Origin of the sequence: Marinobacter sp. ELB17, from assembly GCF_000169375.1 — a bacterium.
GTDB lineage: Bacteria > Pseudomonadota > Gammaproteobacteria > Pseudomonadales > Oleiphilaceae > Marinobacter.
On the sequence record NZ_AAXY01000002.1, the window covers coordinates 114,045 to 130,501 of the forward strand.

A 16,457-nucleotide genomic window follows, 5' to 3' on the forward strand; every position below is an offset into this window, starting at 1 on the left:
CTATTTCTGCAAGCGCTTGATGCGCTCGCCCGGGCTCATGACGTCCGTCAGGCGAATGCCAAATTTATCGTTAACCATCACCACCTCGCCGTGGGCAATCAAGGTGCCATTCACCAGCACGTCCAGCGGCTCGCCGGCCAGACGGTCAAGCTCGATCACCGAACCCTGATTCAGCTGTAGCAAATTGCGGATGGGAATCATGGTATTGCCGACTTCCATCGAGATGGTCACCGGTATGTCCATGATCACGTCGAGATCTGGCGAGCCTTTTGAAGTGTTAACGCTGTCTGAACTAAACTCTTCCATGGGCGCTGCGCGCACGTTGTTTTTTTTGTCGCTTTTTTTATCACGATTCTCAGCGCCAGCCGCCTCGGCCATCGCCTCGTCCCCGTTGTCTTCGGTGCGGTCAGACTCTACACCGGAATCTGCACCAGACTCACCCATCGCGGCTTCCCACTCTGCCGCCAGCTTTTCATCTTCGCTCATATTCTGGTCGTCTGTTTTATCGTCGTCAGCCATTAGGTACGCCCTATCTTCAGTTGTTTCTTGACCTTGGGCAACGTCGCCCGTCCGTGAATTCTTAGTGCCAATTTGTCATCGCGGGTGCCCAACGTTGCGGTATATATCGGAATACCGTTAGCGGTGACGGTTAAATGCTCCGCCATTTCAATGGGTATGATGTCACCGGCTTTGAACTTGGCCACTTCACGCAGTGAAATGTGGCGACGGCAGATTGTAGAGTTCACCGCCACACTCACTGTCTTGATGTCTTCCTGAAGCGCGCTTACCCAACGTTCGTCGGTGTCGTCGATGTCGCTTTGCACCCCAGCGTCTAACACATCGCGAATGGGCTCAATCATCGAGTATGGCAGCGCAAAGTGCAGCTCGCCGCCGCCGCCGTCCAGTTCTATATGAAAGGTGCTCACCACGACCACTTCGCTGGGGCTGACAATATTGGCCATAGACGGGTTCACTTCCGAGCTCAGATACTCGAAATTCACTTTTAACACCGTCTGCCAGGCTTCCTGCATGTCGTGGAATACCTGATTCAGCATCATCTGCACAATGCGGTTTTCGGTAGGGGTGAATTCGCGGCCCTCAATTTTGGCGTGGCGGCCCTGGCCACCGAAGAAGTTGTCCACCAGTTTGAATACCAGTTTTGCATCCAGCACAAACAGCGACGTGCCGCGCAGCGGGCGGATTTTGCACAGGTTCAAACTGGTTGGCACGTAAAGGGTGTGCACGTACTCGCCGAACTTCATGATCTGAACGCCGCTGGTTGACACATCGGCGGTGCGCCGCAGCAGGTTGAACAGGCTAATGCGGGTATAGCGGGCAAAACGCTCGTTAATCATTTCCAGTGTCGGCATGCGCCCGCGGACGATGCGGTCCTGGCTGGCCAAATCGTAGCTTTTTACACCGCCTTCGTCGGTGTCGTCTTCGGTGTCGATGTCACCGTCGTCTACTCCATGAAGGAGCGCATCGATTTCGTCCTGAGACAGCAAGTCCTGCATAGTCGATTCCGCTGTGTAGATTCCAGCCGCATGGCGGCTATATCAAACGTCCACCTTACTGAACAACAAAATTACTGAACAACAAAGTTGCTGAACAATACCTGGCGAATAGCGGCTGCGTTCTCGTTCGCCAACAGCTCATTGACCTTGTCAGTCATCGCCTGTGCTAGCTCCTGGCGGCCCTCTAGGGCGCGCAAGCTGTTAAAGCTGCGACTGCCCATTAGCTGAATCAGCTGGCTGCGCAGCAATGGCAAATGCACTTTGGCGGCGTCCAGCACCGCCTGGCTTTCCGCTTCCAGTGACACATGTACCTGAGCGTAACGCTGGCGGCCTTCAGCTTGCACGGTGGTCAGCAAGGGTTTTTCCAGGTCCAGATAAACGCTGGGTAGAAATTCCGGTTCTTGGACCTGTTCATCAGCGGTTTCATCACCACCCATGCCGGGCAGGCTGCCATTCATAAACCAGAGCGCACCGGCCACAGCCAGACCAATGGCCAGTAAAATCAAAAAGCCCAGCAACACAAAGAGCTTGAGTTTGCTTTTTTTCGCTACGGGTTCATCAGCGCTGGTGTTCTCCGCCATAAGTAATCGGTCCTGTAAAACTCAAATAAGCCGTTGCGCGCAGTTTACCGTTCAGCCCAGCCCTGGGCAAAACAGTTTGCCTAGGCAAACACGTCAACCTCACCACGCCAGCTCAAATCCAGCTGCCCGCCTGCTAAAATGACGTCCTGACCACCAAGTTCAGACGCCAGGCCATCGCCACCGCGGCGGCCCTGGCCACCGTTACTGCCGGCCTCCGCATTACCTTGTCCACCGGATTGCTGACGGGACTGGTCAGACACATCAAATCGCTCCAGCGAAACGCCCTGCTCACTCAGCATCTCACGCAAACGGTGGGAATGCTGTTCTAACTGATCGCGCACCATTGGGTTGGCCGCGTGCACCGTTATGCTGGCCTGATCGTTGTGCATACGCACCTTTACTTCCATCGGGCCCAGGTCTGCCGGGGACAGATGAATTTCAGCCACCGACATGTTGCGCGCGGTAAGCCAGCTGAGTTTGCCCATCACCTTGTCGCCCCAATCGGCCTGGCCCACCGGCACGTCTACAGACGTAGTGTAACCGCGCAGAGCCAGTGCCGGATCGGTCTGCACCCGGGCGGCGCTGTTGGGCTGCTGCAACAGACTGTCGGCGCTGCCTTGCAGACGGCTGTCGGCCACCAAATTGGCGCCGTCTACCGGGCGCAGGCTTTCCCCTTTGCGCAATGTGTCGGTGAGGGCCAGGCCCGCGGCTTGGCTGGCGCTCAAGCCGGTCGCGGCGCCCTCTGTACCGCCCTTTATAACGCCAGGCGCCGCCAGCGGATTCAGTGATTGCCCTGGAATGCCTGCGACCGGCATGGCGCCGGCGCTGGCCAAGGCAACGCCGGCGGCGCTATTAATAACCACCGCGCTGCCAGCGGCACCAGGGGCAGGGGCCGGCGCCAGCATGGCCTGCAATTCCATAAAGGTGAGGGCCACCGGTTCCGTATCGGGCAGGTCTGCGGTGTCGGTATTTTCGGCAGAGTTGTTCTGCGGGTTGGTTATAGCCCCAGGCTCGGTGTTCTCGCTTTGGGGTTCATTGACCTTGCCAACGTCGTCCGCTTCGGCCTGGCTGCTACGGTCAGCATCGACAGGTTTTTTGGCGGTATCCGCTGCCTGGGGATTAGCAGCGTTTTTATCCGCTGCGTTGGCCCTATCGGCGTCGGCTTTTGAGTCTTTCGCAGCCGCTTGCTGAGCGGCAGAACGGTTTTTAACCTGATCCTGACGTGCCAGGGTTTGCGTGTGTTCACGGGACACGTCTTGGTAACGGCTGTTGCCGCCGTTGCCACTGTCGGCGTAACCGCCGTCACGACTTTTTGCCGGGCGACTGGCCGCCTGCTCGCTGATTGCGCTGGCAGAGCCTTGGGGGAGAAGCATTTGGGACATGGCAACCTCTTGCCGCGTGTGGCCGCGTAGTAGCTTGAAAGTAGCTTGAAAGTAATCCAAAAACCGGAAAACGGCGTTCAATGGCCGTTATTCCGCGTAAGTAACAAAGCTAAAAGAGGTGTAGCAAGATCGGTGCCAGAGCGCGTCAGCGGGGTCGGCCCAGAAACGCCCGGCCTGCGGCTTCGTCAGCCTGCTTCTGTTCGCGAGAATCTTGCTCACGTTGCTCCTGCTGGCGACAGGTTGTGATGAAATTCTCCATGCCACGGCGTTTTTCCCAGGCTTTCAACCATTCGTTGCGACGAACTTCAAACACCTGATTTGCCTGTTCAAGCTGAACCTGCTGCTGCCCGATTAACTGGTCAAGCTGACCCATAAACGCCTGCCAGGCTTGCAACCGGCTAACCGCAATCACGCCCTGCTGGCCGTCACGAATTTGCTGGCGATATTCCTGATGATAGCGCTGAAGCTCCTGAATTTGCTGCTCCCGTTGAGCCATCAGGGTGCGAGCCTCGCCCATGCGTTCCAGCGCCTGTTTCTCTTTGCGCTGTTCCACCGCCAGCACCACCCCAAGGCGTTGCGAGCGCTGCATTATGGATTACTCCCGGCGGCGGTTGGGTTTGGCGCAGCCACCTGCATGCGTTCGGGCGAACGCCGCTCCGGCACCACCGCAAGCAGTTGCTCAACGCTGTCGTTCAGCGAGGTTTTTTCACTGAGCCCCTGCTTCAGGAACTGCCGCATATTGGCAATGTGCGCAATGGCAAAGTCGGTTTCCGGATCGCTGCCTTTGACATAAGCGCCCACGCTGATCAAATCCCGCGCCTGCTGGTAGCGTGAATACACCTGTTTAAAGCGCTGCGCCCGGGCGAAGTGCTCGGGCTCGGTCACCTGGGGCATAACCCGGCTGATGGACGCTTCAACATCGATAGCCGGGTAGTGGCCTTCTTCCGCCAGCCGCCGCGACAAAACAATATGGCCGTCCAGAATGGCCCGGGCGGCATCGGCAATCGGGTCTTGCTGATCGTCGCCTTCGGTCAGTACCGTGTAAAAAGCAGTAATGGAACCGCCGCCGGGGCGACCGTTGCCGGTGCGTTCCACCAACTGTGGCAACTTGGCAAATACCGATGGCGGGTAGCCCTTGGTGGCCGGGGGTTCACCCACTGCCAGGGCAATTTCACGCTGGGCCTGGGCATAGCGTGTCAACGAATCCATCAGCAGCAGCACACGCTTGCCCTGATCACGGTAAAATTCGGCAATGCGTGTGGTCAGCATAGCCGCGCGCAGGCGCATCAGAGGTGAGTCGTCGGCGGGTGAGGCCACTACCACGGAACGGGCCAGGCCTTCTTCACCCAGAATGTCTTCAATGAATTCTTTCACTTCGCGGCCGCGCTCGCCAATCAACCCGACCACGGTGACGTCGGCGTTGGTAAATCGGGTCATCATGCCCAGTAGCACACTTTTGCCCACGCCGCTGCCGGCGAACAGGCCAAGGCGCTGGCCCTGCCCCACGGTAAGCAGCGCGTTAATGGCACGAATGCCCACGTCCATAGGTTGGCGCACCGGCGCTCGGTTCAGCGGGTTGATGATATCGCCGCTGAGCGACACGCGGGCTTCGGCGTGCAGCGGGCCTTTTCCATCCAGCGGCTCGCCACTGCCGTCAACTACTCGCCCAAGCAACTGATTGCCCACCGGCACCCGGCTAGTGGAAGACAAGGGCACCACCAAAGCGCCAGGGCGAAGGCCTTCAATGGCGGTCAGTGGCATCAAATACACTTTTTCATCTTCAAAACCGACCACTTCGGCTTCGACCACGCTACTGCCCTGACTCTGGATCACGCAGCGGTCGCCCACCACCATAGGCACGCCCACGCATTCCAGCGTAAGCCCAACCATGCGGGTCAGGCGGCCAGCCAGTTCCGGCGTTTGTTGTGCCTGTACGTTGCGGCTACGACGGTTCAGGCGTTCGGCAAGGCTGCCAGACAAGCTACCAGGTGAGCTGTCAGGTAGGGCATCAGAGAGCGGAGCTGTCATCGCCGAGCTCCTGGGATTCGTTTGTGCTGGCATCGTTTACCAAGGCGTAAACCACCTGTTGAAAACGTTTTTCAACGGTGAAATCCACCAGCGAGTAGCGGGTTTCCACGCGGCAACCGCCGGGGCTGACAGCGGCATCTTCCACCAATTTCGTGGACGCATCAAGCCGCGCCAAAGACGCTTGCAGCGGTTCAATATCCTGGGGATTGGCGCTGATGCGCACGGTTTCAGTGGTGGATGGCAGTGCCGCCATAGCTTGGCGCACCACCTGCAAAATATGGCTGGAGTCCTGGGAAAGCTCGCGCTGCACAACCGCTTTGGCCACGGCAGTCGCAAGCTGAACCAACGCCTCTTCCAGGTCGTTTTGCTGCTGGCGAATGGGTAATACCAGTGATTCCATCACTAAGTCGAGGCGCTTTTCCAACGCCTGCATCTGCCGCTTGCTGTGTTCGCGTTCCGCGAGCTCGCCTTTCTCGCGGCCTTCAACAGTGCCAGCCTTCACGCCTTGAGCAAAACCTTCTTCACGGCCTTTGGCAAAACCTTCCTGATGGCCTTTTTCAAGCCCGGCCCCGCGGCCTTCCGCTTCCGCCTGTTGGTGAATATCCTGCAGCTCCGCGGCGGTCAGCGGTTTGATATCACGCTCTTCTTCACGGGGAACTTCGTTGCCACGGGCGTCAAGCAGGGGCAACTCCCAACGCTCGTAAGCGGTGAGCTGTTCTTTCGGGATGCGGCTGCGGTCGTTGCGGGAGTCGGCCATTACATCATTTCTTCGCCGCCGCCACCGAGGATGATTTCACCGGCTTCGGCCATGCGGCGGGCGATGCTTATAATGTCTTTTTGTGCGCCTTCTACTTCACTCACTTTAACCGGGCCCTTGGTTTCCAGATCGTCCTGCAAGAGTTCAGCGGCACGCTTGGACATATTCTTGAAAATTTTGTCTTTGACTTCTTCGTCGGCGCCCTTGAGCGCAATCACCAGCACCTCAGACGACACTTCACGCAGCAAGGCCTGAATGCCACGGTCGTCCACGTCCTTCAGATTGTCGAATACAAACATCAAGTCTTCAATGGTGGTTGCCAGATCCGGGTCGGTTTCCTTGATGGATTCCAGCAGACTGGATTCAATGCTGCGGTCCATAAAGTTCATGATGTCGGCGGCGCGCTTTACGCCGCCAATCCGGCTGGTTTGCGCCGAGGAGCTGCCAGAGAACTGTTTTTCCAGAATGTCGTTCAGTTCCTGTAACGCCTGGGGCTGTATGGTTTCCAATGTCGCAACGCGCATCATTACATCTAATCGCACTTTCGGGTCCAGAGCAGCCAGGATTTCGGCAGACTGGTCCGGGTCAAGATAGGAGATAACGATGGCCTGAATTTGCGGGTGTTCGTAACGGATGATATCGCCCACCGCGCGGGGCTCCATCCACTTCAGAGTGTCTAGCCCGGTGGTATTGCCACCAATCAGAATACGGTCAATCAGGCTGGCGGCTTTGTCGTTACCCAGAGCCTGGGTCAGCATGGCACGAATGTAATCGTCGTTGCCCACGCCCAGGCCGGTCTGGCCGCCCACGGCGTCGATAAAGTTGTTGAGTACGCCACTGACGTCGTCTTTGCTGATATCGCGCATTTGTGCCATCGCCATTCCAACTTTCTGCACTTCCTTCGGGCCCATGTGCTTTAGCACTTCCGCAGCGTCGGCTTCGCCCAGCGACATCAACAGAATGGCCGCCTGCTCTACCCGCGAGATTTTGCGTGCGGGTTTCGCCGGCGCGCTGCCGACGCCCTGGTTTACCTCATCAGTCATCAACATTCACCCATTGGCGCATTACCTGTGCAACCCGTGCCGGATCTTCGGCAATCAGCCCTTTCAGGGCATTGAGCTGCCTATCATAGCCCCCTGTGCTGCCGGGTAAAAGCAGGTCGTCCTGATTGGCCATGGCTCGGCGCAGAGAATCGCCGCCTTCGATGCCGTCCAGATCGCCGTAACCTTCATTACCGCTACCGGCCAAGCCTCTATTGCCGCTCGCCAGATTTTTCAGGGTGGGCCGCAACAGGCCCAATACCAGCACCAGAACCACCAGGCCGGCCAGAAGCTGTTTCATCAGGTCCCAAAACCAGGGTTGCTGCCAAAAACGGGGGGCGTCATATTCCAGCACCTGTTCCGGGGCAAACGCGGTATTCATCACTGTGACGCTGTCACCGCGGGCCGCCGAATAGCCCACTGCGTCGCGCACCAGCATGCTCAGGCGCTGCAGTTCCTGCTCCGGCCAGGGCTCGTAAGTAACCGCGCCGGTGTCCGCATTGACCACTTTTATATCATCCACCGCCAAGGCGACGGTCAGGCGCTTGATCCGGCCCAGTTCCTGGCGAACGTAGCTAACAGTGCGATCCATTTCGTAATTGCGGGTGGATTCGCTGCGCACATCGACTGGCGCCGGCGCAGGCTCGGCACCGTCAGCATTAGCGCCGGCATTGGCTTGTTGCGGCACAGTCGCGTTCGCGGGGGGCTGGTTCGACAGAGCTCCGGGAATGCCAATGGGGCCGTCACCAGCGCTGCGCCTTTCGGTTAACTGGCGTTCGCTGCGAACCGCCTGCTGTTCCGGGTTGAACAACTCTTCGGCTCGTTCCACCGAAGAGAAATCAAGATCTGCGGACACCTCGGTGCGATAGCGGCCTTCCCCTACAATTGGCGAAATCAGCGACGACACCCGGCGGCTCAGGCGCTCTTCCACCCTGTCGGTGTAGTCGTACTGGTCGGACATGCGATCAGTGTCGGTTTCAGCGTCGGCGCCGGTCAGCAGATTGCCATTCTGATCAACCACGGTCACACCGGACTGGGTCATCATCGGCACGCTGCCAGCCACCAGATTAACAATGGCAGCAATGTACTCCTGCTCCGGGCGGCGCCCGGCAAACACTTCCAGAAACACCGAGGCTGACGGCTCGCGGGCATCGCGGATGAACACCGAACGCTCAGGAATGGCAAGGTGCACTCGGGCGCTGCGCACGCCGCGCATGCTGGCAATAGTCCGCGCCAGTTCGCCTTCCAGGCCGCGGCGATAGCTGATGGTTTCCATATATTGGGAGGTACCCAGGCCACGGTCCTGATCCAGCAATTCAAAGCCCAGGGTTTTTTGGTCGGTAACGCCTTCAGCCGCAAGTCGCAGGCGCGCGTTATATACCTGATCGGCCACCACCAGGAGTGCACCGGTACGCGGGTCCATTTTATAGTCGATTCCGCTGCTGTCCAGAATGCTGGTAACGTCCTGCGGGTTGTACGATGACAAGTCACCCAATACCGGCTGGTAGTTGGGTTCCTGGGCCCAAAGCACCACCGCCACACCCAGAGCAACGCTGGCTGCCAGGCCCACCATCAGGCCAATCTGACGCAGCAAGTCCAGTCTATTGAAGCCCATGAAGGCGCGACTGCGGCCTTCGCCGCTGCTGTCTGCTGCGGAGGCCGCCGGCAAATTCGATTGTGTGGTCTGTGCAGGCACGCTGGCCATGATGCTGCTCTCCGGTTAAACCTTGATTCGATGGACTAACAAAATCCTGACACGCTCTGAAACGCGCTGGTTATACCGGCATGTTCATGATGTCTTCGTAAGCTTTGACGACCCGGTTACGGACCTGGGTCAGCGCCTCAAACGACACCGATGATTTCTGCGCGGCAATCATTACCCGGGTAATATCCACGTTGGGCTCGCCCATGTCGTAGGCTGTGCGCAGATCACCCGCGGTTTTCTGCGCATCCGCCACATTGCCAACAGCCTGCCCCAGCATAGAGCTAAAACTTGCCGTTCCGTTGGTTTCGCCTACTTCGCGCGGGCCATCAATACGGCCGCGCACAGATTGATTCTGCTCTACCTGCTGGTTCTGCGTCATTTGCGAACGCAGGTTGCGGATGTCGGCAAGAACACTGTTGATATCGGCGCGCTGAACCATAACTTTCTCCCGGGCTACCCAGATGGAGTTGGGTTATCTATCTCGTTACCGAAGATTGAGCAAAGCTCAGACCAACTTTTTAAAAGTGTTTTTAATCAGTAGGATACCTTTTCATTAACGCCCAAAAACCTCGACTTCAAAAGGTTGGAACGGATAAGCGTCGAAGTTTTGACAGGAATCGGGGAGCCTGCGGCCGAACAAAAAAGGCACCCAAAAGGGAGCCAGGAAGGAGTGCTGCGTAAAAAATAGTACTGAATAAAAAGAAGTGCTGCGTAAAAAAGCGGTTAGGGAAACCGGCGGCCCTTAAATCAGGCCAAAGCCATTTCCGCGTCCAGATCAATACCGGCCTCTCGGATCTGCGCCAGCTTGTAGCGCAAGGTGCGGGGGCTGATGCCCAACTGCTCGGCGGCGCGGTTACGGCGACCACGCTCCTGGCGCAGAGTCTGAATAATAAGTCGGAATTCCTGCTGGCGCAGATCGCCTTCAAGTGTCCCTAGGGAACCTTGCTGGTTTGCCATAGCTCCCGCTGTGTCAACTGAGTCGGGCACTGCCGGCTGCGAAACCAGATGAGCTGCGTGCGAATCAGCGGTAGTTGATTCCACATCTACTTTTGCGGCCGCTGATACCATGGGCGCTATTGGGGCAACGGGTGCTGCAGCGCGCGCGCTGATGCCTAAGTCCAGGCACAGGTCGTCAACGTGAATCACATTGCTCTGGTGCAACACTAGCGCTCTTTGTATGGCGTTATCCAATTCGCGTACATTGCCCGGCCATGGGTGAGCCAGCATTGCCTCGCGGGCGTCAGCCGCAAACCTGACGCCATTGAGTTTCAGTTTGCGGCTGTGATTTTTCAACACCGCATTAGCCAGGGGAAGAATGTCCAGCGGCCGCTCACGCAGCGGTTGCCAATGCATGGGAAACACCGTCAGTCGGTAGTACAGGTCTTCACGAAAACGGCTTTCGCGCACGTGTTCGGCCAGATCCCGGTTGGTGGTGGCAATCACCCGCACATCCAGAGCAATGGTTTTTCGCCCACCTACCCGCTCCACTTCCCGCTCCTGCAGCACTCGCAGCAATTTGGATTGCAAGCCTGGGTCCATTTCCGACACTTCATCCAGCAAGATCGTTCCGCCGTTGGCTTGTTCGAACTTGCCTGGTGATGACGCGATGGCACCGGTAAAGGCGCCTTTTTCATGGCCAAAGAGCATGGCTTCAAGCATGTTTTCGGGAATGGCTGCGCAGTTGATGGCAATAAACGGCTTGGTGGCGCGGGGGGAATGCTGGTGAATATAGCGCGCAAGCACCTCCTTGCCGGTGCCGCTTTCACCTGAGATCATGACCGTTGAGTCGCTGTTGGCTACCTTGATTGCCAGCTGGAACATGCGTTTGCTGACCGGGTCTTCTGCCACCGGCTGATCGCTGTCGGCCTGGCGCTTGCCGCCGGTAATTTTGCTAACCGCGTCGACCAGGGTATGGCCTTCAAACGGCTTTACCAGGTAATCAATGGCACCGGCCTGCATAGCCGACACCGCATGGCTAATCTGGCCGTAGGCCGTCATCAGCATCATCGGCAGCCCCGGGTACAGGCGCTGTACTTCAACCAGCAATTCGTGGCCAGACAGCCCCGGCATATTAACGTCGCTAACCACCATGTCGACTGGCACCTGGGACAGCTGCCGCAGAGCTTCGTGGCCGTCTGCCGCCTCATGAACGCGAAATTTGGCCAGCTCCAGGGTTGTCACCAAGGCTTCGCGCAGGTCACGGTCGTCCTCAACAATCAGAATCCGGGGCTTGGTCATGGTGCTGTTCTCCACTGCGTATTCGATAGTGCGTGCCGGTGCGGCTCGCCAGATTTAATCAAGTGCTGCTATTGATTCGTGCGATTCAACAATGGCAGGTAAATCGTGGCCTGAGCCCCGCCTTGGCCGTTTGAGATCATCGCAAAGCGGCCTTGATGTGCGCTCACTACCGCTTGTACGACCGCCAGGCCAAGGCCGGTGCCGTGGGATTTTGTGGTGTAGAAAGCTTCTTGCAATCGCGGAGCCATAGCCGGGTCAAACCCCGGGCCGTTATCGCTTACCTCGATGGCCAACTCATGATCACAACCGCGAAGGTTCAGGCGCACGCTGGTTGCCCCTGCTTCGATGCTGTTGTTGACCAAATTGGTACAGGCACCAACCAGAGCGTCACGGTTACACAACAGGTGGCCCTCAGCCCCCCGTGTGTCCAGAATTAGCTGAGCTCCACTGCGTTCAGCAATGGCGTCTACTGCAGACTTCAGTGCAACCGCCAGAGTGGTTACCGACAGTTCTTCCGCCAAACGGGTTTCACCGCGGGCAAAAATAAGCATGTCGCGCACCTGCTGTTCCAAATGCGACAGGCGCGACATGAGTCGGTTGGCACAGCGCTGGCGCATTTCTTCATCCAGATCGGCTTCGGTCAGGTGACCGCCGTACAGAATTGCCGCCGACAGGGGCGTGCGAATCTGATGGGCCAATGAAGCGACCATCTTGCCCATCGCGGATAAGCGCTGGGCATGGGCCAGCTGTGACTGCAGCTGTCGGGTTTCGGTCATATCCGTCAGCAAAATTAACTGACCGGGCTGATTTTCCATGGTGCGAATTTCAATACTGACCCGACGACCGTCTTTCAGTGAAATTTCGTGACCGTCGTCCTGGCGTGGCGCAAAGCAGCGCTGAATCACACCAATCCAGTGCTCGCCATCCAGCGGCTCACCCAAAAGGCCGATGGCCGCAGGGTTGGTTTGAGTAACCACACCCTGGCTGTCCAGCACCACCACGCCGGCTGGCAAGGCCTTCAACAGCGTGGTGAGTTGGTCTGCCAACTGTTCTTTTTTCTCCAGCTCTTGCTGGCGCTGCAGACTCTCTTCCGATAATTCGCCGGAAAGCTGGTTAACACGAGACTCCAGAGTGCGGTAAGAATCGGTGATCTGGCGCGACATACGGTTGAACATGTCCAAAGCGGAGTCTACCGCGTCATCACTTTGCTGCGGGAATAGCGCCGTTACTTTGCCATTCACATCGGCGGCGGCGTTAGCCGGTGCATTGGTCTGCCCGATTGCAAATTGTGCGTGATTCATAACCCTTTCCCTTACCCAAGGTGATCGATATTGGCGCTGCGCAGACCGCTCACTGGTGATTCGTTATGATTTACCAAGCTAGCTTCATGCCAACTCAATATTTCTTAGGATTTTCAATAGGAAAGAATTTTTAGAAAAAGGCAGATGACGGGTTTCCGTCACTTTAAAACGACAAAAGCGCCAGCGGTTACAAACCGTTGACGCCATTTTAAGATTGCTGCACCGGTGTTTTCAGCCGGCTGATCGAACCTCTGGGGCATCGCGCCCTCAGGCTTGGCCCGCCTCTTCACGAAGACCGTACTTGCGGACTTTTTCCACCAAGGTGGTGCGGCGAATACGTAATTTTTCCGCAGCCCGGGCCACGACTCCGCCGGCTTCGTCAAGCGCCTGCTGGATCAATTCACGCTCCAGGTTACCCAAATAGTCTTTCAAATCGAGCCCATTAACCGGCAATAACGCAGGTGAATCTAACCCAACCGAGCCAGACGAGAGAGATGATAGGTCAGGCTCATCAAAATCGACGTGATCTTCGTCATGGTCGTCAACGTAGCGAAATTTTTTCGGCAGTTCCTGCACACCAATCACCCCAAACGGGTTCATGATTGCCAGCCGCTCTACCAAGTTGGCTAGCTCACGCACGTTGCCGGGCCAGTCGTGACGACACAAATTCAGAATGGCAGCGGAGTTCAGGCGCAGCGATCCGCGTTTTTCTTTTTCCATGCGCGCAACCAGTTCGTTAATCAGCAGCGGAATGTCCTCAACCCGATCGCGCAGCGCCGGCATCTCAATGGGAAACACATTCAGCCGGTAATACAGATCTTCGCGGAAGCTCCCACTTTGAATCATGTCTTCCAAGTGTTTGTGGGTGGCGGCGATGATGCGCACGTTGGCAAATTTGGTGTGGTTGCTCCCGACCCGCTCGAACGTACGTTCTTGCAAGACCCGCAAAATCTTCACTTGCATATTCAACGGCATGTCGCCTATTTCGTCCAGAAACAGGGTGCCGCCCTCGGCCAACTCAAAACGACCCACTCGAGTGGTTATCGCGCCGGTGAACGCGCCTTTTTCATGGCCAAACAGCTCGCTCTCCAGCAGTTCCGCAGGAATGGCGCCGCAGTTTACCGGCACAAAGGGTTTATCGCGGCGGCTGGAATGGTAATGCAGATTACGTGCGACCACTTCTTTGCCGGTACCGGATTCGCCCGTCACCAACACACTGACTTCTTTGTCTGCCACCTGCTCCATCAACTGGCGTACCTGCTGCACCTTGCGGCTGGTACCCACCAGTGAGCGGAACAACTGAACGCCGCGCATCTGGCCGCGCTTGCGGGCTCGGCTGTAGTGGTCTTGGAACACCTGGGCACGGTATAGCGAATCAATAAATTTGGTGTAACCCAATGGCCACTCCAGGCGCGCAATAATTCGCCCACGCTGTTCGTCATTCAGACCGGAAAAATCAGAGTCGCCAATACACAGCACGGGGATGCTGGGAGACCATTTGCACAAAGCCCTGATCGTGGCTTCGGCGCTGGCATCGTCGCCTTGCACGATGACCACAGAGACCGCCTGTGCGTCTGCCTCGTCGGCGCCTGACAACACATCGCGTGCCTTGCTGCCAGCCAACCAGCTCTCTTCGCCGAGAAACTCGAGAATGGTCGTAATATCGCGGCAGCGGTCAGCAGCTTCACTGAACACCAGCACTGTGTTGGATTTCAACATTCCAGGCCATCTCTTGTAGGTTTTGTGCGACATTTAAGACCTTAACCGCCTCGGAGTCAATTTTATGACGCCGAGCCCTACAAAATCTTGCTTACACGCGCCAGCGATCTGGCGCTGCCCGCAATCTGGCTACTGCCCCGTCTGGCTCAGGGCCGAGACGAGGACACTTTATGGTAGGCTTTAGCTGCGCTGCTATTACGGTTGACTTCTTTCAATTCGAGCTGTGCTGCGGCCTTGGCCTGGCGGGCAGAGCCGTCAGCGGCGTCGACAAACTCTTGTACCCTCTGTAATTGACTGCGCACGGTTTCAGCTGGCAGTTGCCCTTGTTCTAACGCTTCAAGCAGCGGTTCGATAGCGGGCTTTATCACTGGGTTCAGACGGCTAATCAACTCCCAGTCCTGGTCTTTCAGAGCCTGCTGCATGTGCTCAAGAAGCTGGTCCAGGTGTGCCATTGCAGGATGGTCTGCGGCCATTGTTCATTGCTCCTGTGCAGTGATCTGCAACCGGGTGCGAAACCCAGTGTGCTTACATTTAACCATATTACACCTTAGCAACGCACAACAGCACGACGTACAACAGCCGCGGCGAGTCGCCATGACCTAACCCAGGCAAACATCTCAGGTATTTGTTGTTTGATTTGAACGGAGGTTTTAAGACACAGCTACGCTTTTTTTGGCGGCTTTTGACTGTTCGGGCAAACTTCTCAAAACTGAAGTAGACAGCGGGCACCGCGGCTTTGAAACTGTTATAGTATGCTGCTTATTTCCGGCTTTAGAGAATTCCGGTGCCCGTGAATTTCACAGCGTCCATTACGCTAACATTAACAGCAGCAACAGCAGTCGCGAGGGTATATGGCAGCAGCGTGGCATTCCCATCTTGCCGGTAAACTGGCACTGGCGCAGACATTGTTACGACTTGCGGTTAACAGCAATCAGCCCTTACAGCAGGAAGCTTGCAAACAAGGTGCCATTGAACTCATGCTGCGATCGCGAACGCTGCTGCTGTATACCCTGGCAGTGTGCTATCAGCAACGCAAAGGGCAACCCCAAAGCATTGACCAACTGGGCAAGCTGATCGGAGCCGATGCGCCGGAAGCTCAGCAACTGCTGGCATTGCAAGCCAGCGCTGACAGTTGGTGGAACCATCTGGAGCAACTTGGAGACGCGCAGAACCGGCCACCTGCGGCAAAAAAAACCGTCAGCAACGACAACATTATTGCCATCACTGCGGCCGTTGGCGCAGACCGTTCGCTGGCATCGGTTCAAGCCAGCCTAAGCGCAATAAAGCAATTTTCAGCCGATGTGGAAGCAAGACACAGCGAATGGTAAAACATCCCCGCGTACACTTTCCCATTGGCGAACATAAAGGTTCGGATCATGTCACCATCGTTTTTTGAAATTATTCAACTCAGCAATGGCGACTACGCTTTGCGCCGCGTTGACGACGACGGCGCGCCATTGGTGCGTATCAGTTTTTCCGAAGAAGCCAAAGACATGATGGACGACCGCCAGATGCAAGTGGCCAAAGCCATGATTGCGGCAGGCATTGACGCAGCGGGCGATAGCGCCCAGGACCTGGACTGGGATAGCACTGACAGCGGCAGCGACGTTGAGTGGTTTGATGCGCCCCACAGTCCGACGCTGCACTAACGCTAACGTAAAACTCTATTAACGTTGGCGCACCACTCTTTACTAACGTTGACGCAAAACGACGCCATGGCTATTGCCCGCGGCGGATGCCGCCTGGAGTGCCTCGAAACACGCTTTGTTCAGCTTTTCGGTCCACAGCACCACCGCATGGCATGTGCCCACGCTGAGGGCCCGCTCCGCCAACTTGAGCGCTGGATGCTCGGCGCTGGAACGCAAAACCAGCAGCTCACCCGCAATAATGCCGTGCATTTTTTGCCATTTGCTGACCAGCTCTTGAGGTGGGTCAATCCATGCCAACCAGCGCTTTTCCTGGTTCAGCTGGGTCAGCATTGGCAGTAACAGCTGAAAATTTTCCACTTGGCCCTGGGGCAAGATGATTTCGGTGACGTTACCAGCAGACACCGGGGCTGGCCGGGGCTGAACTCGCACAGGCGGCGCCTGCTCTGCCACTCGCGCTGCGATCTGTTGCTGATATGCAAGATTGCCGTTAAAGCTCAGTTGTTCCATGATTCCCCGCCCTTCTTTGTGTCGGTTTACTGTCGC

At 56.9% G+C, this 16,457-nt stretch carries 17 protein-coding genes; 2 read left to right on the top strand and 15 right to left on the bottom strand.

The features are described 5' to 3' along the window. The 14 genes from fliN to MELB17_RS03345 all read right to left on the bottom strand — a co-directional run bounded on the left by fliN (nucleotide 1) and on the right by MELB17_RS03345 (nucleotide 14,738). Entirely contained in the window at nucleotides 1-519 is a 519-nt protein-coding gene (fliN, locus tag MELB17_RS03280; protein ID WP_007348713.1) for a flagellar motor switch protein FliN, read from the bottom strand. Continuing rightward, nucleotides 519-1,514, bottom strand: coding sequence for a flagellar motor switch protein FliM (gene fliM / locus MELB17_RS03285; RefSeq protein ID WP_007348714.1), 996 nt, complete (start codon nucleotides 1,512-1,514; stop codon nucleotides 519-521). Before fliM ends, fliN begins: the two co-directional genes overlap by 1 nt. Before the next feature lie 71 nt (nucleotides 1,515-1,585). Beyond that, a complete protein-coding gene (gene fliL / locus MELB17_RS03290) occupies nucleotides 1,586-2,095 on the bottom strand; it encodes a flagellar basal body-associated protein FliL (RefSeq protein WP_007348715.1) in 510 nt (169 codons plus the stop codon). 80 nt (nucleotides 2,096-2,175) lie between these two features. Beyond that, on the bottom strand, nucleotides 2,176-3,477 hold the full coding sequence (locus MELB17_RS03295; RefSeq protein WP_157133241.1) for a flagellar hook-length control protein FliK: 1,302 nt from the start codon (nucleotides 3,475-3,477) through the stop codon (nucleotides 2,176-2,178). Nucleotides 3,478-3,622: 145 nt separating this feature from the next. Then, nucleotides 3,623-4,066, bottom strand: coding sequence for a flagellar export protein FliJ (gene fliJ, locus MELB17_RS03300; protein ID WP_007348717.1), 444 nt, complete (start codon nucleotides 4,064-4,066; stop codon nucleotides 3,623-3,625). Beyond that, entirely contained in the window at nucleotides 4,066-5,505 is a 1,440-nt protein-coding gene (gene fliI / locus MELB17_RS03305) for a flagellar protein export ATPase FliI (RefSeq protein WP_007348718.1), read from the bottom strand. The genes fliJ and fliI overlap by 1 nt, the downstream gene beginning before the upstream one ends. Continuing rightward, nucleotides 5,486-6,262 (bottom strand): flagellar assembly protein FliH, encoded by a 777-nt coding sequence (locus tag MELB17_RS03310; protein ID WP_007348719.1) that lies wholly within the window; start codon nucleotides 6,260-6,262, stop codon nucleotides 5,486-5,488. The genes fliI and MELB17_RS03310 overlap by 20 nt, the downstream gene beginning before the upstream one ends. After that, nucleotides 6,262-7,305, bottom strand: a complete 1,044-nt coding sequence (fliG, locus tag MELB17_RS03315) for a flagellar motor switch protein FliG (protein ID WP_036183496.1) — start codon at nucleotides 7,303-7,305, stop codon at nucleotides 6,262-6,264. The genes MELB17_RS03310 and fliG overlap by 1 nt, the downstream gene beginning before the upstream one ends. Next, nucleotides 7,298-9,007, bottom strand: a complete 1,710-nt coding sequence (gene fliF / locus MELB17_RS03320; RefSeq protein ID WP_007348721.1) for a flagellar basal-body MS-ring/collar protein FliF — start codon at nucleotides 9,005-9,007, stop codon at nucleotides 7,298-7,300. The genes fliG and fliF overlap by 8 nt, the downstream gene beginning before the upstream one ends. Before the next feature lie 70 nt (nucleotides 9,008-9,077). Then, entirely contained in the window at nucleotides 9,078-9,446 is a 369-nt protein-coding gene (gene fliE, locus MELB17_RS03325) for a flagellar hook-basal body complex protein FliE (protein ID WP_007348722.1), read from the bottom strand. 308 nt (nucleotides 9,447-9,754) lie between these two features. Continuing rightward, entirely contained in the window at nucleotides 9,755-11,245 is a 1,491-nt protein-coding gene (locus MELB17_RS03330) for a sigma-54-dependent transcriptional regulator (RefSeq protein WP_007348723.1), read from the bottom strand. Nucleotides 11,246-11,313: 68 nt separating this feature from the next. Beyond that, on the bottom strand, nucleotides 11,314-12,546 hold the full coding sequence (locus tag MELB17_RS03335) for a sensor histidine kinase (RefSeq protein WP_007348724.1): 1,233 nt from the start codon (nucleotides 12,544-12,546) through the stop codon (nucleotides 11,314-11,316). A gap of 267 nt (nucleotides 12,547-12,813) precedes the next feature. After that, complete coding sequence (locus MELB17_RS03340; RefSeq protein WP_007348725.1) at nucleotides 12,814-14,265, bottom strand: sigma-54 dependent transcriptional regulator; 1,452 nt, start codon at nucleotides 14,263-14,265, stop codon at nucleotides 12,814-12,816. A 146-nt stretch (nucleotides 14,266-14,411) separates the two neighbouring features. Continuing rightward, a complete protein-coding gene (locus MELB17_RS03345; protein ID WP_007348726.1) occupies nucleotides 14,412-14,738 on the bottom strand; it encodes a hypothetical protein in 327 nt (108 codons plus the stop codon). A gap of 378 nt (nucleotides 14,739-15,116) precedes the next feature. Here MELB17_RS03345 and MELB17_RS03350 point away from each other — a divergent pair, with 378 nt between their 5' ends. Next, on the top strand, nucleotides 15,117-15,593 hold the full coding sequence (locus MELB17_RS03350; protein ID WP_007348727.1) for a DUF6586 family protein: 477 nt from the start codon (nucleotides 15,117-15,119) through the stop codon (nucleotides 15,591-15,593). A 48-nt stretch (nucleotides 15,594-15,641) separates the two neighbouring features. Further along, complete coding sequence (locus MELB17_RS03355) at nucleotides 15,642-15,914, top strand: hypothetical protein (RefSeq protein ID WP_007348728.1); 273 nt, start codon at nucleotides 15,642-15,644, stop codon at nucleotides 15,912-15,914. A 42-nt stretch (nucleotides 15,915-15,956) separates the two neighbouring features. Here MELB17_RS03355 and MELB17_RS03360 read toward each other — a convergent pair whose 3' ends face one another. Then, entirely contained in the window at nucleotides 15,957-16,421 is a 465-nt protein-coding gene (locus tag MELB17_RS03360; RefSeq protein ID WP_007348729.1) for a cell division inhibitor SulA, read from the bottom strand. Nucleotides 16,422-16,457 lie beyond the last annotated feature (36 nt).